This window comes from Diaphorobacter sp. MNS-0 (assembly GCF_019602835.1).
Lineage (GTDB): Bacteria > Pseudomonadota > Gammaproteobacteria > Burkholderiales > Burkholderiaceae_C > Diaphorobacter > Diaphorobacter nitroreducens.
Window position 1 is genome coordinate 3,149,992 of the sequence record NZ_CP080761.1, and the last position, 22,087, is coordinate 3,172,078.

The window sequence follows — 22,087 nt, forward strand, 5'->3', positions numbered from 1 at the left end:
TGCGGGCATGAGCCCGCCGCGTCGTCGCGCCTTGCCTGCCACGTCGATCACGGCGCTGGCAAGCGCGCCCAACTGCCGTTTCTAGGGTTACCGCCGTGCAGGCCACCACCCACACCACCGACACCCTGGCCGCGCGCAGCCTGGCCAGCGTCTGGCACCCCTGCACGCAGATGAAGCGCCACGAGGCCGAGCCGCCCGTGCCCATCGCGCGCGCCCAGGGGCCTTGGCTGTATGGCAGCGACGGCCGGCGCTATCTGGACGGCATCAGCTCCTGGTGGGTCAATCTGTTCGGCCACGGCCACCCGCACATCCAGGCGGCACTGGCCGACCAGCTGGCGCGGCTTGACCATGTGATGCTGGCAGGCTTCACGCACGCGCCGGTGGTGGAGCTGTCCGAGCGCCTGGCCGCGCTCACCGGCCTGGGCCATGCGTTTTATGGCAGCGACGGCGCCAGCGCCACCGAGATCGCCCTCAAGATGAGCGCGCACTACTGGCGCAACCAGGGCCGCCCGGACAAGAGCCGCTTCGTGGGGCTGGCCGGCGGCTACCACGGCGAAACCGTGGGCGCGCTGGCCGTGACCGACATTGCCCTGTTCCGCACGGCCTACGCGCCGCTGGTGCGCCTGGCCGCCACCGCGCCCAGCCCCGATGCGCGGGCCGCGCAGCCTGGCGAATCGGCGCGTGAAGTAGCCCTACGCGCCGCCGCCGCGCTGGAGGCCTGGCTGGCCGAGCACCACGCCACCACCGCCGCGCTGATCCTGGAGCCGCTGGTGCAGTGCGCGGCCGGCATGGCCATGCACGACGCCGAATACCTGCGCCAGGCGCGCGCGCTGTGCGACCGCTACGAGGTGCACCTGGTGGCCGACGAGATCGCCGTGGGCTTTGGCCGCACGGGCAGCATGTTTGCGCACCAGCAGGCGGGCATACGGCCGGACTTCATTTGTCTGTCCAAAGGGCTGACGGGTGGCACGCTGGCGCTGTCGGCGGTGCTGACCACGCATGACATCTACGCCGCCTTCTACGACGACGACGTGGCGCGCGGCTTTTTGCACTCGCACTCGTACACCGGCAACCCGCTGGCCTGCCGCGCTGCGCTGGCCACGCTGGAGCTGTTCGAGCAGACCGATGCGCTGGCGCGCAACGTGCATCTGGCGCGAGCCATCGACGCGGCCTGCGTGCCGCTGGCGCAGCACCCGCGCGTGCGCCATGCGCGCCGCCAGGGAATGATCTGGGCCTGGGACGTGCACACCACCCTGCCCGACTTCGCCCGCCGCTACCACCGCCACGCCATGGCGCGCGGCCTGCTGCTGCGGCCCATTGGCACCACGCTGTATGCCATGCCGCCCTACGTGCTGGACGACGAGGCCGTGCAGCACCTGGCCGTCAACGCACTGGCCGCGCTGAACGCCACGCTGGCCGAGGAAGCCGGTGCCGCAGCCCCCACCGAGGAGCGCCTGCCATGACCTGGGGCCTGTTCATCACCGGCACCGACACGGGCGTGGGCAAAAGCCTGGCATCGGCCGGGCTGCTGCACGCGCTGGCGCGCCATCACCCACGCGTGGTGGGCATGAAGCCCGTGGCCGCGGGCGCCGAGCTGCACGGCGGCCAGCTGGCCAACGAAGACGCCATTGCCCTGCGCGCCGCCTCCACCGTGGCCGTGCCGCCCGCGCTGGACAACCCCGTGCTGCTGCCCGACCCGCTGTCGCCGCACATCGCGGCCGCGCGCGCCGGGGTGCGCATCAGCATCCCGGGCATCATGCACAGCTACCGGCAACTGGCCCGGCTGGCCGACGCCGTGGTGGTAGAGGGCGCGGGCGGCTTTCATGTGCCGCTGTCCGACACCGAGACCGGCGCCGACCTGGCCCAGGCCCTGGGCCTGCCCGTGGTGCTGGTGGTGGGCCTGCGCCTGGGCTGCCTGAACCATGCCGCGCTCACCGCCGAAGCGATTCGCGCGCGCGGCCTGACGCTGGCGGGCTGGGTTGCCAACCGGGTGGACCCGCACATGCTGGCGCCCGACGACAACATCGCCTGGCTGCGCCAGCACCTGGGCGCGCCGCTGCTGGCCGAGCTGCCGCACCAGCCCCAGCCCGACGCACGCGCCCTTGCCGCGCTCTACCACTTGCCCCCTGACTGGACATGACCTCCTGGATCGATGAGTTCCCCGCACGCATCGCCGCGCTGGACGCCGCCCACCTGCGCCGGCGCCGCCGCGCCGTGGTGCCCGCACAAGGCGCCCACCTGCTGGTGGACGGCGCACCCATGCTGGCGTTTTGCAGCAACGACTACCTGGGTCTGGCCAGCCACCCGGCGTTGGCTGAAGCCGCCTGCGCGGGCGCACGCGAGTTTGGCGTGGGCTCGGGCGGCTCGCCGCTGGTCAGCGGCCACAGCCAGGCCAATGCCGCTCTGGAAGAAGACCTGGCGCGCTTCGTGCAACTGCCGCGTGCGCTGTACTTCTACGCGGGCTTTGCGGCCAATGTGGGCATCGTGCCCGCGCTGGTGGGCGCGGGCGATGCGTTGTTTTCTGACGAGCTCAACCACGCCTGCCTGATCGACGGCGCCCGCCTGTCGCGCGCCACGGTGCACCGCTACCCGCACGCCGACCTGACCGCGCTGGGCCGCCTGCTGGCGGCCAGCCCCGCGCGGCGCAAGCTGGTGATCACCGATGCCGTGTTCAGCATGGACGGCGACGTGGCCGACGTGCGCGCTCTGCTGGCGCTGTGCGAGCGGCACGATGCGCTGCTGCTGATCGACGACGCCCACGGCTTCGGCGTGCTGGGCCCCGAAGGGCGCGGCACGCTGGCCGAGGCGGGCCTGACCGGCGCAGCAGCCTCGCCGCGCGTGCTGTACATGGCCACGCTGGGCAAGGCCGCGGGCGTGGCGGGGGCCTTCGTTGCGGGGCCCGACGCGCTCATCGAGTGGCTGGTGCAAAAAACACGCAGCTACATCTTTGCCACCGCCGCGCCCGCGCTACTGGCGCGCGCACTGCAGGCCAGCCTGCAGGTGATTGCCGCCGAGGGCTGGCGCCGCGAGCAACTGGCCGCGCGCATTGCACAGCTGCGGGGCGGCCTGGCGCCGCTGCTGCAGGGCACGCACTGGCAATTGGGCGAGTCGCGCACGGCCGTGCAGGCCCTGGTGATCGGCACCAACGACGAAGCGCTGGCCGTGATGGAGGGCCTGCGCGCGCGCGGCCTGTGGGTGCCCGCCATTCGCCCGCCCACCGTGCCCGAGGGCACGGCGCGGCTGCGCATTGCGCTGTCGGCCGCCCACACCCCGGCAGATGTGGCACGCTTGCTGCAGGCCCTGGCCGAACTGCGCCCCCGGCGCGCCTGACTTTTTCACCACCCGCAAAGGTTGTCCATGCCCCACCTGATCGTCGAATACTCCCGCAACCTCGCCGGCTTCCCCGAAGCCCAGGCGCTGGCCGAACTCAACGCCGCCGTCTGCGCCAGCCCCGAAGTGGCCGACGAGGCCGACCTCAAGAGCCGCATCACGGCGGTGCCGCAGTTCGAAGTGGGCACCGCGCCGGCCCACCGCGCCTTCGTGCATGCGCAGCTGCGCCTGCTGTCGGGCCGCACACCCGAGGCCAAGAAAGACCTGTCCGAGCGTGTGGCCCAGGTGCTGCGCCGCCTGTCGCCCAGGCCGGCCGGCGTGATGGTGCAGCTGAGTGTGGAAATCGTGGACATGGATCGTCCGTCCTACGTCAAAGAGCGGCTGTAAGCCGCCCGTGACCGCCATGGCTTGCACGCCGCGGGGCTGCGGCGCTGATCCCCACCCGGCCTGCGGCGCTGTTTCACGATGACCCAGCGCCCCCGCTGCCCCGCCTGCCTGCGTCCGCCCAGGGCGTGCATCTGCCGCTGGACGGCTGCGGTGCCGCACCGCACCGAGGTGCTGATCCTGCAGCACCCGCTGGAGGTGCACCAGGCCAAGGGTACGGCCCGCCTGCTGCGCCTGTGCCTGCCGCACAGCCGCGTGGTGGTGGGCGAACAGTTTGACGCCACCGTGCTGCAGCACTGGCTGACCGCACCCTTCACCGCCCACCACGCACCCGAGCCCCCGCGCCAGACACTGCTGCTGTACCCCGAATCGGCGCACGATGCCGCCCTGGGCCTGGCCACCCCGCCACCGCTGAACCCGGCGCTGCTGCAAACGCCCGAGCGGCTGCGCCTGGTGGTGCTGGACGGCACCTGGCGCAAAAGCCGCAAGATGCTGCACCTGAACCCGCTGCTGCAGCAACTGCCACGACTGCCGCTGCGCGCGCTGCCGGTCTCGCGCTACCGCGTCCGCATAGCGCGCCAGCCTCACCAGCTATCGACCCTGGAGGCCACCTGCGCGGCGCTGGCGCAGCTGGAAGGCAGCGCCGATGCGTTTGCGCCGCTGCTCAGCGCGTTTGATGGGTTTGTCGCGCAGCAGGCGGCTTGGCAGGGGCGGTAGCGGCGCGTTGGGCTGGGTCGCGCTGGGTCGCGTTGGGCCGATGCTGCATCACCGCGTGGCAGCGCCCTGCCCCGGCAGGCCTGCGGCCACGTCCCGAAAGGCGGCCAGCGCGGCTTCCAGATGCTCGATGATTTCCTGCTGCAGCACCTCGGGCGCCGGCAAATCATCCAGGTTGTCCAGACCCTCGTCCTTCAGCCAGAAAATGTCCAGGCTGGCCTTGTCCCGGGCGATCAGCTCGTCATAGCGGTAATACCGAAAGCGCTCGGTGGCGATGCGCTGATGGCGGTTTTCCGGGTGGTAGCAGGTGATGAAATCCTGCAGATCCTCGAACCGCAGCGGCCGGGTCTTCAGCGTGAAGTGCTTGTTGGTGCGCAGGTCATAGAACCAGACGCCGTCGGTGTGCACGCGGCCATCCTTGGGCGCGTTGTCGAAGAACACCACGTTGGCCTTGACGCCCTGCGCATAAAAGATGCCCGTGGGCAGGCGCAAGATGGTGTGCACGTTGCAGTTTTCCAGCAGCTTGCGCCGGATGCGCTCGCCCGCGCCGCCCTCAAACAGCACGTTGTCAGGCAGCACCACCGCCGCCTTGCCGTCCACCTTCAGCATGCTCACGATGTGCTGCAAAAAGTTGAGCTGCTTGTTGGACGTGGTTTCCCAGAAGTCCTGGCGCTCGTAAGTCAGCGCGTCGCGGTCCTCCTCGCCTTCCTCGTTGGTGATGGTCATGCTGCTCTTCTTGCCGACGGGCGGATTGGCCAGCACGTAGTCCGCCTTGCGCTGCGGCTCGGCAATCAGCGCGTCCGATCGCTCCACCGCAGGCTCCCCGTCCAGCTCGCCAATGTTGTGCAAAAACAGGTTCATCAGGCACAGACGGCGCGTTCCCGGCACGATCTCATGGCCGTGAAAGGCCTGGTCGCGCAGGAAGGCCTTCTGCGCCTTGTTCAGGGTGGCGCCGGGGCGGGTCAGCCATTGGTGGGCGCCCAGAAAGAAGCCGCCCGTGCCGCAGGCCGGATCCGCAATCGTCTTGCCCGGCTCGGGGCGCACGCACTCAACCATGGCCTGGATCAGCGGGCGCGGCGTGAAGTACTGGCCCGCGCCGCTCTTGGTGTCCTCGGCATTCTTCTGCAGCAGGCCCTCGTACAGGTCGCCCTTGGTGTCGGCGTCCATACCCACCCAACTGTGCTCATCGATCATCTGCACCAGGCGCGAGAGCTTGGCCGGGTTCTGGATCTTGTTTTGCGCCTTGAAGAAGATCGCTCCCAACATGCCGGGCTGCTGGCCGAGCGCGTGCAGCGTGGCCAGGTAGTGCGCCTCCAGCGGCTCGCCGGTTCTGCTGCGCAGGCTGGCCCAGTTGTACCGGGCGGGGATGCGGGTGTCGCGGTTGTAGGGCTCCTGCGCGTACTCGTCGGCCATCTTCAGGAACAGCAGATAGGTCAGCTGCTCCAGGTAGTCGCCGTAGCCCACGCCGTCGTCGCGCAGCGTGTGGCAGAAGTTCCAGACTTTCTGGATGAAGGAGGAGGTGTTCATTCGGATGGCGCAGGAAAACAAAGATCGGAAAAGATCCAATCAATTCAATTGCTTAGGTGAAGTCATCAGGTTGTTTTTCCGATCGACGGATAAGAAACGACCTCCGGTCCGGCAGGGCCCATGTGTGTCGTTCTTGCCCACTCTGGATAATTAACGTTCTGAAAACATCAATGATTTCAATCAGTTAACGATATCGTCCGGGTTGTTATCCACGGTGCCGGCAAATAAACCCGGCTCGTTCCCGGTCGCGGCGACGGGTTTGAGGTAGACCATGTTGCGCTTGGGCTTGGCCTTGGTGGGGTCCGGCACCAGCAAGCCTTGCTCCACCCAGCGCCTCAGCAGCTTGGAGGCTCTCAACGTGTCCAAGTCCGAAATGGCGCACACCTGGCCGTTGCTGATCGGCCCATGGCGATCCATCCAGTCGTTGACCTGCTCCCAGATGGGCGGCCGTTCTTCATTCAGCATGGTCACCATGACGGCCTTTTGGGTCTGCTCACGAAGTTCCCGCTACTGTGGCGGGTACAGGCTGTTGGCGCGCATGACATTGAACATCATGCGGCCCCCTTCGCCGGCATCCACATTTGGAGGCTCCGGAAACTCCCGCAGATTGCTGGCCAGCAAGGGATTGCGGGCGAACGATTCGGCCTTGTGAATCGTGGCGGCGGTGATGCGGCCTGGCAGGAGCCCCGGACTCAGCACTTCGAGCCGGTTGTCGAAGATACGGATCTGAATGTCGCGATTGAGCCGGTAGTCGCGGTGAATCACGGCATTGGTGATCGCCTCCTTGATGACGCGCTCGGGATATCGATGCACCGTGCGAAAGCCCGATCGCGCCAAGGTCAGCCCCTCGGCCAGTTCATCCAGCACATAGTCATGGGTCTGCTCGATCAGGCGGTACAGGGGACCCGACAGGGTCTTGGGCGTCATGGGTGTCCTTCAGGCGGTGGCCGGTGAGGGCACGCCGGCCAGCACCACGCGGTTGCGGCCAGTGTTTTTGGCTTCGTACAGCGCGGCGTCGGCCAGGGCCAGACTGTGCTCGGCGTCGCCAGCCAGCGGTGCCAGGCCGGCGCTGAGGGTGACGCGGATGATGTGACCTTCGCCCGAGTCAATGCCGCTTTGCTCCAGCGCCAGGCGCAGACGCTCGGCCACGGCCAGCGCATTGGCCGGCGTGGTGCCCGGCAGCAGCACTGCAAATTCCTCGCCCCCCAGGCGCCCGGGCAGGTCGCTCTGGCGCAAGCCCTGGCCGCGCAGTATCTGCGCCAGGCGCACCAGCACGCGGTCGCCGGCGGCGTGGCCGTAGGTGTCGTTGATGCGCTTGAAATGGTCCAGGTCCAGCATGACGACCATGCCCGGCGCACCGCCCTCAGCCACTTGCTCCAGCTCGGCTTCCAGCCGCGCCATGAAGGCGCGCCGGTTGGCCAGGCCGGTCAGGGCGTCGGTTGTGGCCAGGTGCTGAAGGGTCTGCTCGTGGCGGCGGCGCTCGGTAATGTCGCGCACGATCCACAGCTGGCCGATGACCTGGCCGGCACTGCGCATGGGTATCTGCTCGAACTTGAGGGTGCGGCCGTCGCGCAACTCTGCCACCTGGGCGCCCTGCTGGGCCGCCTGCCAGTGACCGAGGACTTCGGGCGGCATCAAGCTTTGCAATGCCTGGGCATCCAGCCCCACCAGCGCGCCGGCCGGCGAGCGCAGCCCCAGCAGCTGGCAGGCTTCTTCGTTGGCCACTTCCACCACACCGGCCAGGTTGTGCACCAGCACGCCGCCGGGCACATGTTCAATGACTGCCAACAGGTGGGCACGCGCCTTGGTCAGCGCCTGCTCTGCCAGCTTGCGGTCGGTGGTGTCCACCAGGGTCCAGATGATCTGCCCCTCGGGTTGGTCCGGGTCGAACAGCGTGCCCCTCAGGGCAAACCAGCGCTGCTCGCCCTCGGCCGTGCGCAACAGGTATTCGCCCCAGGTGCTGCCATATTCGCGCATCTCAGAGTAATGCCGGGCTGCGTGGTCAAAGTCGGCCACATCCAGGTACAGCACGCGCATGCTGGCACCCACCAGGGTCTGCCCTTCAGGCGCGAAGACTTCCACGGCGCGCTGGTTGGCCAGCCGAACGACGCGGTCGTTGCCGGTGACCACCAGGGCTGCGCCCGCGTTGTCCAGCAGGGCGCGGCGCAGGTGCTCATCGGCGCGGCGCTGGGTGATGTCGGTCAGGGTGCCGATGACGCGCTCGCCATCAGCGTCCTGCAGGGGCGCCGCCTGGCCGCGCAGCTCCACCCAGCACCAGTCGCCGCTGGCAGTGCCCAGGCGCAGCTCCAGGGCAAAGGGCTCGCCCGCCTGAACCTGCTGGTGCAGCTCGGCCAGCACCTGCGGGCGGTCGTTGGGGTGGATGGCGTGGCACCAGTCGGCAAAGTCCATGCAGTTGGCGCGGCCGGCATGGCCCAGGATCTCATGGCTGCGGGCATCAAACTCGATGCAGCCGCTGGCGGTGTCGTATTCCCACAGGCCGTCGCGCACCGCGGCGGTTGTGAGGCGCAGGCGCTCTTCGCTGCGGCGCAGGGCCTCATGGGTGGCGCGCTGCTCGGTGATGTCGTGGACATAGCCATGCCACAGCGTGCAGCCGTCGGGCTCGCGCTCAGGCTGGGAATAGCCCGCCAGCCAGCGCACCTCGCCATTGGCATGCAGGTAGCGGTATTCGCATTCCCAGGGCGTGAGGTCGCGCGCGGACACCGCCGTGGCCTCCTTGACGCGCTGCAGATCCTCAGGGTGCAAATTCTGCAGCAGTTGTTGCGCGTCACCCTGCATGGCTTGCTCGGCCGTGACGCCATACACGTTGATGACGCCCGGGCTGAGAAACGGAAAGCTGATGCGCCCGTCGGAGCAGAGGCGAAACTGATACACCGCGCCCGGCACAGCCGCCACCAGTTTGGCCAGGCGCGCCTGCAGTTCGGCCTGCGCGGCCTCGGCGTCGCGTCGGGCGGTCACGTCAGAAAAGGTGCCAAACACCCGCGCTGCCAGTCCGTCCGCGTTGCGCTGGCTGACCTTGCCGCGCACGTCCAGCCAGCGCCACTGGCCACTTTGGTGGCGCATGCGCAGCTCGCGGGCAAAGCTGTCGATCTGCCCGCGACGTATTTGCTCGCGCAGGCTTTGCAGTGCGGGCCAGTCGTCGGGGTGCACCAGGGGCTGAAGACCCTCGATGCTGTGCTGTATGCCGTCAGGGGCCATGCCCAGCACCCCGGCCAGATGCTGGTCCACGCTGAAGCGCTGACTGGCCAGGCTCCAGTCCCACACGCCCAGCGCGCCGCCCTCCAGCGCCAGCAAATAGCGCTGGCGGTTTTCCTGAAGCAACGCGCGGTCTTGTTGCGTACGCCGAAACAGCAGCGCAAAGCCCAGCAAAGCCGCCAGGATGACGGCGCTGCCCACCCCGCTGCGCCAAAGGCTTTGCTGATTGGCACTGCGCGCGGCCGCCAGGGCGCGATCGCGATCCAGCCCGACGATGACCACCAGCGGGTATGCCTTGAGCCGCCTCCAGGCGTAATAGCGATCCACCCCGTCCATCGGGTTGGTGGCGCGGTACTCGCCGTGCATCGCCTGGGGCGAAGTGATGAAGCCCCGGTCTTGCGGCACCGACTTGCCCAGCACGTCAAACTGCGGATGCGAGATGGTCAGGTAGCTGCCGTCGTCACGCACCAGAATGGCCACGTCACTGCCATTGCCAAACAGGTCGTGAAAGCCCTGAGAGAAGTGGCTGGGCGCCACCGACAGCGCCAGCACGCCAGCAAAGCGGCCCTGCCGCATGATGGGGTAGGACAGTTGCACGAGCCACTGCCCCGACACCCGGCCCACCAGCGGCCGGCTGATGAAAAGCCGCGGCTGTCCGCCCTGTGCTTGCACACGGAAATACTCGCGGTCGGCCACCGACACGCCTTCAGGCTGCTTGCCCAGGCTGGAATACACGATGCGCCCCTCCGCATCCGCCACCCCGATCTGGGTGATGCTGTCGTGCGCAAAGGTCTTGCGCGCGGTGCGCTCGGCCAGCACAAAGGCGCCTTTGGGGTCGCTCTCGTAGGTGGATGCCAGCGTCTTGGCCACGTATTCCAGGCCGGCCACCAGCGAGCTGACATGGGCTTGCGCATTGGCTGACAACTGCACTGCGCGCGTGCGGGCATCACTGTCTGCCGCTTGCAGACGCGCCTGGTGGTCACCCAGCAACTGGGCCCAGTAAGCGGCAAACACCAGCAATACCAGAACTGCGCCCCCCCAAAAAGCCCGCCTGGTGATGTCGGGCCGGCAACGAAGCGTGAAGAAGAGATCGACTCATGCGCTCAAGAATGCCGCGCGGCGCAGATCAAGGCAGCAAGCCGTCAAGGCTCCGCAGCCGCAGCGCCAGCGCATAGACTGGTGGAAATAGTTCCATTTTGTTGCAAAAAAGCCGGTACGGCTGCTTTCTGTGGCCTTCTGGAGGGACACTGGGTTGCCGCTTTCGCGGCAATGACTGGATGATGAAAGACTGGCATTGATTGCTGCGCGCTTTTGATTGGCAAGGGCAGGAGCCCACAGCTTCAGCAGTCATGACGCCCATCGAGCCGTCAGCCACCCCCGCAGGCTGTTGACAAACGCCAGGCCCTGCACCCGCGGCAGGTCTTGCAGCCGCACCACGGCCTCGGTCAGGCGGCCCTCGCGCAGCGCCACGGCGCGGCCCACGCCGGGCAGCAGGCCGCAGGCCAGCGGCGGCGTGACCCAGCGGCCGTCCAGCAGCAGCGCGATGTTGCCGAAGGTGGTTTCGGTGATCTCGCCCGCTTCGTTGTAGAGCACCGTGTCAAACACGCCGGGCGCGTTGGGCGCAAACGCCGCGTAGTGCGCGCGGCGCGTGGTCTTGTAGCGCACAAATTCACTGTGTGCCTGCGCCAGCGGGCGATCGGCCAGCTGCAGGCGCACCGGCTGGGGCGTGGGCTGCAGGGCAAAGGCTTCGGCGCGCGGCTGGCCGCGCCCGTCCAGCAGCAGGCGCACGCGCCAGGCCCCCGTGGGGTGGCTGCCCGCCAGCGCCTGCAGGCTGGCCTGCACGGCAGCGGCGTCAAACGGCACATTGAAGTGCGCGGCCGCGCCCTGCAGCCGGGCCAGGTGGTCGGCCAGGTGGCGCAACTGGCCATCGACCAGCGCCAGGGTTTCCAGCAGGTCAAAGGGCTGGCTGGCGCGATCGACAAAGACGCGCTTGTGGCGCCATTCGTTCCACTCGGCCTCTGCGGTGGCGCCCGACGTGATGCCGCTGCCAATGCCGCAGCGGGCCTGGCCCGGGTGCAGCTCCACGGTGCGAATGGGCACGTTGAAGGTGGCGGCAATCGCGCCCGGCCCGCCCGCCGCGTCGGGGCGCACCACGCCCACGGCGCCGCAGTACACGCCGCGCGGGGCCGCTTCAAGCGCGGCAATGGCGCGCATGGCCTCCACCTTGGGCGCGCCGGTGACCGAGCCGCACGGAAACAGCGCGCCAAACACATCCGCCAGCCGCGTGCCCGCGCGGGTGCGCGCCACCACATCGGACGTCATCTGCCAGACGGTGGGCAGCGGCTCGGTATGGAACAGGCGGGGCACGCGCACGCTGTGCGGCTGGGCGATGCGCGACAGGTCGTTGCGCAGCAGGTCTACGATCATCACGTTCTCGGCACGCTCTTTGGGGCTGGCGCGCAGCGCGGCGGCCAGGGCGGCGTCTTGCCCGGGCGTGTCGCCGCGTGGGGCGGTGCCCTTCATGGGGCGGGTGAGTATGTCGCCCACGCCGCCCGGAGCCGCATGCCAGTCAAAGAACAGCTCGGGCGAGACGGACAGCACCTGCGTGCCGGCGCCATCGTCGATGTGCGCCGCATAGCCGCCGGGCTGGGCGCGCTGCAGCGCCGCAAACAGCGCCCGAGCATCGCCCTGCCGGGTGCCTAGCCAAGTGCCCACCAGCGGCGCGGTGTAGTTGACCTGGTAGTAGCGGCCCGCGGCAATGCCCTGCTGGATCTGCGCCAGCGCAGCATCGAACGCTGCACGCGGCAGGGCCTGCTCCCAGTCGATGTGCGCCGCGCCGCCCGCTGGCTCGGCGGGCCAGGGCGCCGGCGCGTCATGCACCGCAAACCACGCAAGCGCGGGCGCGCCCTCCTCCTGCGCGTCGGCCCGCACGACCAGCGCCGGGTCGAACGCGGGCGCGGCCTCGTAGCGCAGCCAGCCCACGCACCAGCGGCCAGCGGCGGCGGCAGCGTGCACCGCATCGAGCACGCCGCGCACTTCGTCCAGCCGCCGGGCGGCCAGCACCTGGCGCGGCGCGGCAAAGGCGTGCCGCAGGCGCGGCGCGGCGGCGTCGCGCGGGTCGGCAAAATCGATCAGCGACGGGGTAAGCATGAAATCAGGGCGAAGCGCAGAAAAGACATGCGCCAGCAGCTATCAAAACAAAAGCATCAAGCCGCGCCGATATGCGGTACCAGTGCGCCCGCGGGCTGCCCGCTGTGAAGGGCTGCCGTGAAGGCCAGCATGCGGTCGATGGGCTGGCGCGCGCGCGGAATCAGCGCAGGGTCCACCGTGATGGCCCCTGCGCCGGTCTGCAGCGCATGGGCCACGCCGGCCAGGCCGTTCATGGCCATCCACGGACAGTGGGCGCAGCTTTTGCAGGTAGCGCTGTTGCCGGCGGTGGGAGCCTCGTAGAAGACTTTGTCCGGGTTGAGGCTGCGCAGCTTGTGCATCATGCCGTTGTCGGTGGCGACGATGAACTCACGCGCATCCAGCGTCCGCGCCGCCTTCAGTATGGCGCTGGTGGAGCCCACGGCATCGGCCAGCGCGATCACGTCGGCCGGGCTTTCGGGGTGCACCAGCACCTTGGCGTTGGGGTGCTCTTTTTTCAGGGCTTCCAGCTCAAAGGCCTTGAACTCGTCATGCACGATGCAGGCGCCGTTCCACAGCACCATGTCGGCGCCGGTTTCGCGGCGGATGTAGTCGCCCAGGTGGCGGTCGGGCGCCCACAGGATTTTGTGGCCCGCGTCCTTGAGCGCGCGCACGATGTCCAGCGCGCAGCTGCTGGTCACCAGCCAGTCGGCACGCGCCTTCACGGCGGCGCTGGTGTTGGCATAGACCACCACGGTGCGGTCGGGGTGCGCGTCGCAAAACGCGCTGAACTCGTCGATCGGGCAGCCCAGGTCCAGCGAGCAGGTGGCGTCCAGGTCGGGCATGAGCACGGTTTTGTCCGGGCTCAGAATCTTCGCCGTCTCGCCCATGAAGCGCACGCCGCTCACCACCAGTGTCCGCGCCGGGTGGTCGCGGCCAAAGCGGGCCATCTCCAGGCTGTCGCTGACGATGCCGCCAGTTTCTTCGGCCAGATCCTGCAAATCGGGGTGCACGTAGTAGTGCGACACCATCACCGCGTTCTTTTCCTTGAGCAGGCGGCGGATCTGGTCCTTGAGCGCCGCGCGCTCGGCGGGCGAGGGCTCGGGCGGCACGCGCGCCCAGGCATGGCGGGTGGAGCACACCGCGCCATCGGCGCCCGCGACGGGCTGCTCGTACTCCACGTCTTTGATGGGTATCGTGGTCATGGCGGCCTCCTCAGGCGATCTCTTGCAGGCGCATGGAAAAGTCCGTCGCCTGCACATTCTTGGTCAGGGTGCCAATCGAAATACGGTCCACGCCCGTTTCTGCCAGGGTGCGCAGCCCCTCCAGGGTGACGCCGCCCGAGATTTCCAAAATGGCCCCGCCACCCGGGTGCGCCGCGTTGATGCGCACGGCATCGCGCAGCATGGGCAGCGGCATGTTGTCCAGCAGCACCATCTTGGCGCCGGCGTCCAGCGCCTCGGTCAGCTGCGCCAGCGTTTCCACCTCGATCTCGATGAACGCGGCCTGCGCGGCCACGGCCTGCGCCGCGCGCAGCACGGCCGTCACGCCGCCGGCCGCGGCGATGTGGTTTTCCTTGATGAGCACGGCATCGTGCAGGCCGATGCGATGGTTGGTGCCACCGCCTGTGCGCACGGCGTACTTCTGCGCCAGGCGCAGGCCCGGAAGCGTCTTGCGGGTGTCCACGATCTGCGCGCGCGTGCCTGCCACCGCATCCACATAGGTGCGGGTCTTGGTGGCCACGGCGCTCAGCAGTTGCAGGAAGTTGAGCGCGGTGCGCTCGGCGCTTAGCAGCGCGCGGGCCTGGCCTTCGATCTCCAGCACCACCTGGTCGGCGGCGCAGCGCGCGCCTTCGGCCACATGCCAGGTGATCTGCACCGTGGGGTCCAGGGCGCGCAGCGCGGCCTCGGCCCAGGGCTGGCCGCACAGCACGGCCGGCTCGCGCACCAGCACCCGGGCGTGGGCGCGGCGCGCGGGGTCAATCAGGGCGGCGGTCAGGTCGCCGCTGCCCACGTCTTCCGCCAGGGCGCGGGCCACGTCGGCACGGGCCAGGGCCGCCAGCGCGTCGGCGCCGAACAAGTCTTCTCTCGTTGTCATGGGGCGAGCATAGCCGCATCGATCGCATAGACTCGCCGGACTTTTGCAATGCCACTACCAAGAGCGCCATGACCGACACCTCTGCAGCCGCCGCCGGCACGCCCTATGGCACCCTGCCGCCCGCATCGCCCCTGCCCCAGCGCCGCCCCGTGAGCCTGCCGCGCCTGGCGCAGATGCGCGAAGCCGGCGAGAAGATCACCATGCTCACGGCCTACGACGCCACCTTTGCCGCCGTGGCCGACGCCGCGGGCGTGGAATGCATCCTGGTGGGCGACTCGCTGGGCATGGTCTGCCAGGGCCTGCCCAGCACCGTGGGCGTTGCACTGGACACCATGGCCTACCACACCGAAAGCGTGGTGCGCGGCCTGCAGCGCGTGCAGGGCACGGCCTGGGTGGTGGCCGACCTGCCGTTTGCCAGCTACCACGAATCGCGCGAACAAGCCTTGCGCAGCGCCAGCCGGCTGATGCAGGCCGGCGCGCACATGGTCAAGCTGGAGGGCGGCGGCTGGACGGCGCCCACGGTGCAGTTTCTGGTCGAGCGCGGCATCCCCGTGTGCGCCCACCTGGGCCTGACGCCGCAAACCGTGCACGCCCTGGGCGGCTACCGCGTGCAGGGCAAGGGCGACCAGGCCGCGCAGCAACTGCGCCGCCACGCCCTGGAGCTGCAGGACGCCGGCGCCGCCATGCTGGTGCTGGAGATGGTGCCCGCCGTGCTGGCCAGCGACCTCACCCAGGCACTGCCGCGCTGCCACACCATCGGCATTGGCGCGGGCAGCGGCACGGCCGGCCAGGTGCTGGTGATGCACGACATGCTGGGCATCAACCTGGGCAAGAACCCGAAGTTTGTGCGCGACTTCATGCAAGGCGCGGGCAGCGTGCGCGGCGCCATCGAGGCCTATGTGCAGGCCGTCAAGCAAGGGCGCTTTCCCGACGACGCACTGCACGCCTGGAACTGACCAAACACCTTCACCCATGATCACCGTCCGCACCATTCCCGAACTGCGCGCCGCCATCGCCGCGCATCCCGGTACAGGCCGCCCCGGCAAGGGCCCCGCCTTCGTGCCCACCATGGGCAATCTGCACGACGGCCACATCGCCCTGGTGCGCCAGGCCCGGCCGCTGGGCGACGTGCTGGTCGCCAGCATTTTTGTGAACCGCCTGCAATTCCTCCCGCACGAGGACTTCGACAGCTACCCCCGCACCTGGGAGGCCGATTGCGCCAAGCTGGAGGCCGCGGGCTGCGACATCGTCTTCGCGCCGCGCGAGAGCGATCTCTACCCCGAGCCCCAGACCTTCAAGCTGCAGCCCGACCCGCAACTGGCCGACATCCTGGAAGGGCATTTCCGCCCAGGCTTCTTCACGGGCGTGTGCACCGTGGTCATGAAGCTGTTTTCCGCAGTGTTCTTCGCCAGCGGCGGCGGCACGGCCGTGTTCGGCAAGAAGGACTACCAGCAGCTCATGGTGATCCGCCGCATGGTGCGGCAGTTCGCGCTGCCCGTAGAGGTGGTGGCAGGCGAGACGGCCCGCGCCGACGATGGGTTGGCCCTGAGCTCACGCAACGGCTACCTGAGCACCGCCGAGCGCGCCCAGGCCGTGCAACTGTCCGCGGCGCTGCGCGCGCTGGCCCAGGCGGCGCAGGCACCCGGCGCCCCCCCGCTGGCCGCCCTGGAACAACAGGCCCTGCAGACCCTGGCGCAGCAAGGTTGGGCGCCCGACTACCTCACCGTGCGCCAGCGCCACGATCTTCAGCCCCCCGCTACAGGCGCCGCCGCCGGTACGCTGGTGGCACTGGGCGCAGCGCGCCTGGGCAGCACGCGGTTGATCGACAACCTGGAGTTCTGAGACCGCGCGCGGCGGCGGCCCGTGCGTAGGCGCACTCGCACAAGCACAGGACCGCGATGACCTACGCGGCGTGGCAGCCTGGACGGACATCGGGGCGTCTGGCCCATCGCTAAGGTGAAGGCATGTTTCAACCATCCCTATAGGAGGCGTACATGCCGATCATTCTTTGGCTTCTGGGTGTCCCGCTGAGTATCGTTTTGCTGCTGATGCTGTTCGGTGTCGTGTGACCCAAGCACCCTGAACCGCGCACGACAAAAAGCGGCCTGCGGGCCGCTTTTTGCTGTTCACTGGAGATGTGTGCGCATCAATGGCGCTCGACGGTAGGCTCGCGCTCCATGAGCCGGGCCACCGCCTCGGCAGCGCGCAGTTCACCGTCGAGCAGCGCCACGACGCACTCCGCAATGGGCATCTCAACGCCCAGCGCACGCGCGCGCTGTACCACGGTGCGGGCGCTGTACACCCCCTCAGCCACATGGCCCAGCGACTCCACCGCCTGTGCCAAGGTCCGCCCCTCGGCCAGCAACAACCCCACACGGCGGTTGCGCGACAGGTCGCCCGTAGCAGTCAACACCAGATCCCCCAGGCCCGACAGGCCCATGAAGGTCTCGGGCCGCGCGCCCAGGGCAAGGCCTAAGCGGGTCATTTCCGCCAAACCGCGGGTAATCAATGCCGCACGCGCATTCAGCCCCAGTTGCAGCCCGTCGCACAGGCCGGTGGCAATCGCCAATACGTTCTTGACCGCACCGCCGACTTCCACGCCTACGATGTCCTCGCTGGCGTACACGCGCAACGCGGGCCCGTGGAAGGCCAGCACCAGCGCATCGCGCACCGTGGCACGGGGGCTGGCGGCCACCATGGCCGTGGGTTGGGCGGTGGCGACCTCCTGGGCGAAGCTGGGGCCGCTGAACACACCACTGTGCAGCCGCGGTGCGACCTGCGCGCACACTTCATGCGCCATCAGCCCCGTGCCGGCCTCGAAGCCCTTGCACAGCCACGCGATGGGCGCCGCGCAGCCGTCCAGCCGTTCCAGCATGCCGCGCAGCGCCGCCATGGGCGTGCCGACGACGACGAGGTCGGCGTCCGCGGCCAGCGCGCCCATGTCACCCGACGCCACGTGCAGCCCGGGCGGGAACGCAAGGCCGGGCAGGTAGCGCGGGTTCTGCCGCTTCACCTGCATGGCCTGCGCCTGCGGTGCGTCACGGGCCCACAGCGTCACCTCATGGCAGGCTGCGTGCGCAGCCGCGCTCATGGCCAGGGCAGTGCCCCAGGCGCCTGCGCCAAGGACTACTATTTTCATAGCTACTCGCGCTTATCAGGCGGGCGCTAGAGCCTGAAACAGATCTAACACCCGTTACGACCAAGAAGCCGTTTACTGGGCCGTGCTGGTGGCAGCCTCGGCGGCTGCGGCCTGTTGCTGCTCGTACATGGCCTGGAAGTTGATCTCGGCCAGGTGCACGGGCGGAAAACCCGCACGCGTCACGGTGTCGGCCACGTTGCCGCGCAGGTAGGGGTAGATGATCTGGGGGCAGGCAATGCCGATGATGGCGCCCATCTGGTCCTCGGGCACGTTGCGGATCTCGAAGATGCCGGCCTGCTTGGCCTCCACCAGGAACACAGTCTTGTCCTTGATCTTGGTCTGCACGGTGGCGGTCACGGCCACTTCAAAGATGCCTTCGACCACGGGTGTGGCCTCGACCCCCAACTGGATGTCCACGCTGGGCTGCTCCTGCTCCAGCAGGATCGCGGGCGAATTGGGCTGCTCCAGCGACAGGTCCTTCAGGTACACGCGCTGAATCTGGAACACGGGGGTTTCTTCGGCCATGGTGGTCTCGGTCTTTCGGTCAAAACAAAGCCCGCCCGGGAGAGGCTCCCGCAGCGGGCAACATGGGGCGCATTATGCAACGCGCCAATGGCGGCAAAGGCTCAGGCGCCCAGCAGCGGCACCAGGCCGCCACGGCTGTCCAAGGCCACGAGGTCGTCGTGTCCGCCGACGTGGGTGTCACCAATGAAGATCTGCGGCACGGTGCGCCGGCCGGTGATCTCCATCATGTGCTGGCGCGCGGCGGGGTCGGTGTCCACGCGGATTTCCTCGATCTGCTCCACACCCTTCAGCTTCAGCAACTGCTTGGCGCGGATGCAGTAGGGGCACACGGCGGTGGTGTACATCTTCACGGCTTGCATGGACGGCGACCTTTCTGCGTAACGAACAATGCTGGTAGATGCGGGCGCCTCAGGCCTTTTCAACCGGCAGGTTGGCCTCGCGCCAAGCGGCCAGGCCGCCGGCCAGCGCCTGCGCCTTCTCGTAGCCCAGGCCCTTGGCGATGCCTGCAGCCCGCGACGCGCGGGCGCCCTTGGCACAGACGAGGATGATGGGCACGGCCTTGTTCTTGGCCACCTGCGGCAGGCGCTCCTGCAACTGCCCCAGCGGGATGTTCTTGGCGCCACCCACGTGGCCCGCGGCGAACTCCTCAGGCTCGCACACGTCGATCACCACCGCCTTCTCACGGTTGATGAGCTGTACGGCCTGCGCCGTGCCCAGGGTACCGGCCCCGGCCCCCTTGAGCGCCGGCAGCAGCAGCATGACGCCCGAGGCCAGCGCGAGGAAGATCAAATACCAATTGTCGAGAACGAAATTCACGGGGTTCCTTGGGGTATGCAAACCGCGCAATTCTAGAATGTCGGGTTTTTGACCTGAAGCCCCAAGGGACACCATGCACAAACTCGTTCTGATCCGCCACGGCGAATCCACGTGGAATCTGGAAAACCGCTTCACCGGCTGGACCGATGTGGATCTGACCCCCACGGGCATCGAGCAGGCCAAGAATGCCGGCCGCCTGCTCAAGGCCGAGGGCTACGATTTTGACCTGGCCTACACCAGTGTGCTCAAGCGCGCCACGCGCACGCTGTGGCACTGCCTGGACGAGATGGACCGCACCTGGCTGCCCGTGGAGCACAGCTGGCGCCTGAACGAGCGCCACTACGGTGCTCTGCAGGGCCTGAACAAGGCCGACATGGCCAAGCAGTATGGCGACGCGCAAGTGCTGGTCTGGCGCCGCAGCTACGACACGCCGCCGCCGGCCCTGGAGCCCACCGACCCGCGCTGCGAGCGTGGCGACATCCGCTACGCGGGCCTGGCGCCCGAGCAGGTGCCGCTGACCGAGTGCCTCAAGGACACGGTGGCGCGCGTGCTGCCCTACTGGAACGAAGCCATCGCGCCAACGATCCGCTCGGGCAAGCGTGTGCTGATCGCAGCGCACGGCAACTCCATCCGTGCGTTGGTCAAATACCTGGACAACATTTCCGACCAGGACATCGTGGGCCTGAACATTCCCAACGGCATTCCGCTGGTGTACGAGCTGGACGCGGAACTCAAGCCCCTGCGCAGCTACTACCTGGGCGACGCCGAGGCCGCCGCCAAGGCCGCAGCCGCGGTGGCATCGCAAGGCAAGGCCTGAGCCGCCGCCTTCTGGAAAGCGTAGCGCGGTCTTGCTTGAAAAATAGGCAGATCCTGAAGGAACTGCCCAGGCCGCAGCCCTTCCAAGGTGTATATTGAATCGGTAGAGGTGTTCTATGGGCCACAAACTCAAAATTGCTGGATGGATATCGGTGGGCGTGGTGGCCGGAGCGCTCACGACCGTCTCGCTGCAGACCGTGGCACGCGGCGCCATGACCCCGCTGCCGCTGGAGGAAATCCAGCAGCTCTCGGCCGTGTTCGGCCTGATCAAGACCGACTATGTAGAGCCGGTCGATGACCGCAAGCTCATCACCGATGCCATCGGTGGCATGGTCGCCAGCCTCGACCCGCATTCGCAGTACTTCGACAAGAAGTCGTTCAAGGAATTCCGCGAAGGCACCACCGGCCGCTTCGTGGGCGTGGGCATCGAAATCACCCAGGAAGACGGCCTGATCAAGATCGTCTCGCCCATCGAGGGCTCCCCCGCCGACCGCGCGGGGCTCAAGACCAACGACCTCATCACGAAAATCGACGATACGGCCGTGAAGGGCCTGTCCCTCAACGACGCGGTCAAGCGCATGCGCGGCGAGCCGAACACGCAAGTGACGCTGACCATCCTGCGCCGCGACGAGAGCCGCAGCTTTCCCGTCACGATCACGCGCGAGGAGATCAAGACCCAATCGGTCAAGGGCAAGATCGTCGAGCCGGGCTACGCCTGGATCCGCCTGTCGCAGTTCCAGGAGCGCACGGTGGACGACTTCGTGCGCAAGGTCGAAGAGGTCTACAAGCAGGATCCCCGCCTCAAGGGGCTGGTGCTGGATCTGCGCAACGACCCCGGCGGCCTGCTGGATGCAGCCGTGGCCGTGTCGGCTGCCTTCCTGCCGGAGAACGTGACGGTGGTCTCCACCAACGGCCAGCTGGCCGAGAGCAAGGCCACCTTCAAGGCCTCGCCCGAGTTCTATCTGCGCCGGGGCAGCGGCGACCCGCTCAAGCGCCTGCCCGCCGCCATCAAGACGGTGCCCCTGGTGGTGCTGGTCAACGAAGGCTCGGCTTCGGCCAGCGAGATCGTCGCGGGGGCGCTGCAAGACCACAAGCGCGCCACCATCATGGGCAGCCAGACCTTCGGCAAGGGTTCGGTGCAAACCGTGCGGCCGCTGGGCCCCGACACGGGCATCAAGCTCACGACGGCGCGCTACTACACGCCGTCGGGCAAATCGATCCAGGCCAAGGGGATCGTGCCAGACGTCATGCTCGACGAGACCGCCGAGGGCGACATCTACGCATCGCTGCGCATGCGCGAAGCCGACCTGGAAAAACACCTGACCAGCGGCCAGGGCGAGGAAGCGAAGGACGCCGGCCGCGAGAAGGCGCGCGAGGAGGCCCGCAAGCGCCTCGAGGAAGAGGCCAAGAAGCCCGTGTCCGAGCGCAAGCTGCCCGAGTACGGTTCGGACAAGGACTTCCAGCTCAGCCAGGCACTCAACCAGCTCAAGGGCCGCACCGTGCTGGCCAGCAAGACCCTCACGGAACGCAAGGAAGAGAAGAAGGACAACTGACGCTGTCTTTCTTGGCAACCAGGCCGGGACTCCCGCGGAGCCCGGCCTTTTTCACGCCCACCACCCCATGAACGACGATCAACTGCTGCGCTATTCCCGCCACATCCTGCTCGACGAGATCGGTATCGAGGGGCAGGAACGCATCCTGGCAGCCCACGTACTCGTCATCGGTGCCGGCGGTCTGGGCTCGCCGGCCGCGCTGTTTCTCGGCTCCGCAGGCGTGGGGACCCTGACGCTGGTGGACGACGACATGGTGGACCTCACGAACCTGCAGCGCCAGATCGCCCATACCACGGCGCGCGTCGGCACGCCCAAGGTCGACTCCGCGGCCCAGGCCGTGCAGGCCATCAACCCCCTGGTTTCAGTGCGCACCGTGCGCCAGCGTGTGGACGCCGCCGCGCTGGATGGGCTGGTCAACGCCGCAGACGTGGTGCTCGACTGCACGGACAACTACCAGACGCGCCAGGCCATCAACGCCGCGTGCGTACGCCAACGCAAGCCCCTGGTGGCAGGCGCGGCCATTCGCTTCGACGGGCAGATTTCCGTGTACGACCCCCGCCGGGATGACACGCCCTGCTATGCCTGCCTGTTCTCTCCCGAGGCGCAGTTCGAGGAAGTGCAGTGCTCCACCATGGGCGTGTTCGCCCCCATGGTGGGCATCATCGGCACCATGCAGGCGGCCGAGGCGCTCAAGCTGCTTGTGGGGGTCGGAAGCTCGCTCGCAGGCCGGCTGCTGATGCTGGACGGGCGCGACATGCAGTGGACCGAAGTGCGCACCGAGCGCGACCCGGCCTGCCCCGTATGCGGATCCCTGCACGCACCCGCCCGGTAGGAATGCACCTACGGG

At 68.3% G+C, this 22,087-nt stretch carries 21 protein-coding genes; 10 read left to right on the forward strand and 11 right to left on the reverse strand.

Annotation, left to right across the window (positions count from 1 at the left end; genetic code table 11):
• Nucleotides 1–95: 95 nt before the first annotated feature.
• From bioA to K2L43_RS15050, 5 genes are all read left to right on the forward strand, one after another.
• Nucleotides 96–1,463, forward strand: coding sequence for an adenosylmethionine--8-amino-7-oxononanoate transaminase (gene bioA / locus K2L43_RS15030; protein ID WP_255580463.1), 1,368 nt, complete (start codon nt 96–98; stop codon nt 1,461–1,463).
• On the forward strand, nt 1,460–2,140 hold the full coding sequence (gene bioD / locus K2L43_RS15035) for a dethiobiotin synthase (RefSeq protein WP_220637888.1): 681 nt from the start codon (nt 1,460–1,462) through the stop codon (nt 2,138–2,140). Before bioA ends, bioD begins: the two co-directional genes overlap by 4 nt.
• The gene (gene bioF, locus K2L43_RS15040) at nt 2,137–3,330 is read left to right on the forward strand and encodes an 8-amino-7-oxononanoate synthase (RefSeq protein WP_220637889.1); all 1,194 of its coding nucleotides are present in this window, start codon (nt 2,137–2,139) and stop codon (nt 3,328–3,330) included. Before bioD ends, bioF begins: the two co-directional genes overlap by 4 nt.
• Nucleotides 3,331–3,357: 27 nt before the next feature.
• Nucleotides 3,358–3,717, forward strand: coding sequence for a 5-carboxymethyl-2-hydroxymuconate Delta-isomerase (locus K2L43_RS15045; protein WP_220637890.1), 360 nt, complete (start codon nt 3,358–3,360; stop codon nt 3,715–3,717).
• A gap of 78 nt (nt 3,718–3,795) precedes the next feature.
• On the forward strand, nt 3,796–4,431 hold the full coding sequence (locus K2L43_RS15050) for a tRNA-uridine aminocarboxypropyltransferase (RefSeq protein WP_220637891.1): 636 nt from the start codon (nt 3,796–3,798) through the stop codon (nt 4,429–4,431).
• A 48-nt stretch (nt 4,432–4,479) separates the two neighbouring features.
• Here K2L43_RS15050 and K2L43_RS15055 read toward each other — a convergent pair whose 3' ends face one another.
• The 7 genes from K2L43_RS15055 to nadC all read right to left on the reverse strand — a co-directional run bounded on the left by K2L43_RS15055 (nt 4,480) and on the right by nadC (nt 14,391).
• On the reverse strand, nt 4,480–5,955 hold the full coding sequence (locus K2L43_RS15055) for a class I SAM-dependent DNA methyltransferase (RefSeq protein WP_220637892.1): 1,476 nt from the start codon (nt 5,953–5,955) through the stop codon (nt 4,480–4,482).
• Between the two features lie 180 nt (nt 5,956–6,135).
• Nucleotides 6,136–6,429: a hypothetical protein gene (locus K2L43_RS15060; protein ID WP_220637893.1), complete on the reverse strand. Its 294-nt coding sequence runs from the start codon at nt 6,427–6,429 to the stop codon at nt 6,136–6,138.
• A gap of 33 nt (nt 6,430–6,462) precedes the next feature.
• The gene (locus tag K2L43_RS15065; RefSeq protein ID WP_220637894.1) at nt 6,463–6,882 is read right to left on the reverse strand and encodes an ATP-binding protein; all 420 of its coding nucleotides are present in this window, start codon (nt 6,880–6,882) and stop codon (nt 6,463–6,465) included.
• 9 nt (nt 6,883–6,891) lie between these two features.
• The gene (locus tag K2L43_RS15070; RefSeq protein WP_220637895.1) at nt 6,892–10,182 is read right to left on the reverse strand and encodes a diguanylate cyclase; all 3,291 of its coding nucleotides are present in this window, start codon (nt 10,180–10,182) and stop codon (nt 6,892–6,894) included.
• A gap of 333 nt (nt 10,183–10,515) precedes the next feature.
• Nucleotides 10,516–12,318, reverse strand: a complete 1,803-nt coding sequence (locus tag K2L43_RS15075; protein WP_220637896.1) for a chorismate-binding protein — start codon at nt 12,316–12,318, stop codon at nt 10,516–10,518.
• Nucleotides 12,319–12,374: 56 nt separating this feature from the next.
• Nucleotides 12,375–13,499, reverse strand: coding sequence for a quinolinate synthase NadA (gene nadA, locus K2L43_RS15080; RefSeq protein ID WP_220637897.1), 1,125 nt, complete (start codon nt 13,497–13,499; stop codon nt 12,375–12,377).
• Between the two features lie 10 nt (nt 13,500–13,509).
• Nucleotides 13,510–14,391 carry a carboxylating nicotinate-nucleotide diphosphorylase gene (gene nadC / locus K2L43_RS15085; RefSeq protein WP_220637898.1) on the reverse strand — a complete coding sequence of 294 codons (882 nt, stop codon included), beginning with the start codon at nt 14,389–14,391 and terminating at the stop codon, nt 13,510–13,512.
• Nucleotides 14,392–14,459: 68 nt separating this feature from the next.
• On the opposite strand from nadC, the gene panB reads away from it, so the two are divergent.
• Together panB and panC are read left to right on the forward strand one after the other, a co-directional pair.
• A complete protein-coding gene (gene panB / locus K2L43_RS15090; protein WP_220637899.1) occupies nt 14,460–15,347 on the forward strand; it encodes a 3-methyl-2-oxobutanoate hydroxymethyltransferase in 888 nt (295 codons plus the stop codon).
• A gap of 16 nt (nt 15,348–15,363) precedes the next feature.
• Nucleotides 15,364–16,233 (forward strand): pantoate--beta-alanine ligase, encoded by an 870-nt coding sequence (gene panC / locus K2L43_RS15095; RefSeq protein ID WP_220637900.1) that lies wholly within the window; start codon nt 15,364–15,366, stop codon nt 16,231–16,233.
• A 304-nt stretch (nt 16,234–16,537) separates the two neighbouring features.
• Here the strand turns inward: panC and K2L43_RS15100 are convergent, their stop codons facing one another.
• From K2L43_RS15100 to K2L43_RS15115, 4 genes are all read right to left on the reverse strand, one after another.
• On the reverse strand, nt 16,538–17,530 hold the full coding sequence (locus tag K2L43_RS15100) for an NAD(P)H-dependent glycerol-3-phosphate dehydrogenase (protein ID WP_220637901.1): 993 nt from the start codon (nt 17,528–17,530) through the stop codon (nt 16,538–16,540).
• Between the two features lie 72 nt (nt 17,531–17,602).
• Nucleotides 17,603–18,055, reverse strand: a complete 453-nt coding sequence (gene secB, locus K2L43_RS15105) for a protein-export chaperone SecB (protein WP_011806600.1) — start codon at nt 18,053–18,055, stop codon at nt 17,603–17,605.
• Nucleotides 18,056–18,156: 101 nt separating this feature from the next.
• Nucleotides 18,157–18,414 carry a glutaredoxin 3 gene (grxC, locus tag K2L43_RS15110; RefSeq protein WP_011806601.1) on the reverse strand — a complete coding sequence of 86 codons (258 nt, stop codon included), beginning with the start codon at nt 18,412–18,414 and terminating at the stop codon, nt 18,157–18,159.
• A gap of 49 nt (nt 18,415–18,463) precedes the next feature.
• A complete protein-coding gene (locus tag K2L43_RS15115; protein WP_047349768.1) occupies nt 18,464–18,871 on the reverse strand; it encodes a rhodanese-like domain-containing protein in 408 nt (135 codons plus the stop codon).
• A 73-nt stretch (nt 18,872–18,944) separates the two neighbouring features.
• Between K2L43_RS15115 and gpmA the strand changes: the two genes are divergently transcribed.
• From gpmA to K2L43_RS15130, 3 genes are all read left to right on the forward strand, one after another.
• Nucleotides 18,945–19,688 (forward strand): 2,3-diphosphoglycerate-dependent phosphoglycerate mutase, encoded by a 744-nt coding sequence (gpmA, locus tag K2L43_RS15120; RefSeq protein WP_220637902.1) that lies wholly within the window; start codon nt 18,945–18,947, stop codon nt 19,686–19,688.
• 115 nt (nt 19,689–19,803) lie between these two features.
• Nucleotides 19,804–21,240: a S41 family peptidase gene (locus K2L43_RS15125; protein ID WP_011806604.1), complete on the forward strand. Its 1,437-nt coding sequence runs from the start codon at nt 19,804–19,806 to the stop codon at nt 21,238–21,240.
• A gap of 67 nt (nt 21,241–21,307) precedes the next feature.
• A complete protein-coding gene (locus tag K2L43_RS15130) occupies nt 21,308–22,072 on the forward strand; it encodes a molybdopterin-synthase adenylyltransferase MoeB (protein WP_220637903.1) in 765 nt (254 codons plus the stop codon).
• The last annotated feature ends 15 nt before the right edge of the window (nt 22,073–22,087 follow it).

What these genes read in the sequence shown, in the direction of transcription:
- K2L43_RS15055 (WP_220637892.1), bottom strand. Translation starts at nt 5,955, where the DNA reads ATGAACACCTCCTCCTTCATCCAGAAAGTCTGGAACTTCTGCCACACG.
- K2L43_RS15050 (WP_220637891.1), top strand. Translation starts at nt 3,796, where the DNA reads ATGACCCAGCGCCCCCGCTGCCCCGCCTGCCTGCGTCCGCCCAGGGCG.
- bioF (WP_220637889.1), top strand. Translation starts at nt 2,137, where the DNA reads ATGACCTCCTGGATCGATGAGTTCCCCGCACGCATCGCCGCGCTGGAC.
- K2L43_RS15130 (WP_220637903.1), top strand. Translation starts at nt 21,308, where the DNA reads ATGAACGACGATCAACTGCTGCGCTATTCCCGCCACATCCTGCTCGAC.
- K2L43_RS15045 (WP_220637890.1), top strand. Translation starts at nt 3,358, where the DNA reads ATGCCCCACCTGATCGTCGAATACTCCCGCAACCTCGCCGGCTTCCCC.
- K2L43_RS15100 (WP_220637901.1), bottom strand. Translation starts at nt 17,530, where the DNA reads ATGAAAATAGTAGTCCTTGGCGCAGGCGCCTGGGGCACTGCCCTGGCC.
- grxC (WP_011806601.1), bottom strand. Translation starts at nt 18,414, where the DNA reads ATGCAAGCCGTGAAGATGTACACCACCGCCGTGTGCCCCTACTGCATC.
- nadA (WP_220637897.1), bottom strand. Translation starts at nt 13,499, where the DNA reads ATGACCACGATACCCATCAAAGACGTGGAGTACGAGCAGCCCGTCGCG.
- bioD (WP_220637888.1), top strand. Translation starts at nt 1,460, where the DNA reads ATGACCTGGGGCCTGTTCATCACCGGCACCGACACGGGCGTGGGCAAA.
- K2L43_RS15075 (WP_220637896.1), bottom strand. Translation starts at nt 12,318, where the DNA reads ATGCTTACCCCGTCGCTGATCGATTTTGCCGACCCGCGCGACGCCGCC.
- nadC (WP_220637898.1), bottom strand. Translation starts at nt 14,391, where the DNA reads ATGACAACGAGAGAAGACTTGTTCGGCGCCGACGCGCTGGCGGCCCTG.
- K2L43_RS15125 (WP_011806604.1), top strand. Translation starts at nt 19,804, where the DNA reads ATGGGCCACAAACTCAAAATTGCTGGATGGATATCGGTGGGCGTGGTG.
- K2L43_RS15060 (WP_220637893.1), bottom strand. Translation starts at nt 6,429, where the DNA reads ATGGTGACCATGCTGAATGAAGAACGGCCGCCCATCTGGGAGCAGGTC.
- gpmA (WP_220637902.1), top strand. Translation starts at nt 18,945, where the DNA reads ATGCACAAACTCGTTCTGATCCGCCACGGCGAATCCACGTGGAATCTG.
- secB (WP_011806600.1), bottom strand. Translation starts at nt 18,055, where the DNA reads ATGGCCGAAGAAACCCCCGTGTTCCAGATTCAGCGCGTGTACCTGAAG.
- K2L43_RS15065 (WP_220637894.1), bottom strand. Translation starts at nt 6,882, where the DNA reads ATGACGCCCAAGACCCTGTCGGGTCCCCTGTACCGCCTGATCGAGCAG.
- panB (WP_220637899.1), top strand. Translation starts at nt 14,460, where the DNA reads ATGACCGACACCTCTGCAGCCGCCGCCGGCACGCCCTATGGCACCCTG.
- panC (WP_220637900.1), top strand. Translation starts at nt 15,364, where the DNA reads ATGATCACCGTCCGCACCATTCCCGAACTGCGCGCCGCCATCGCCGCG.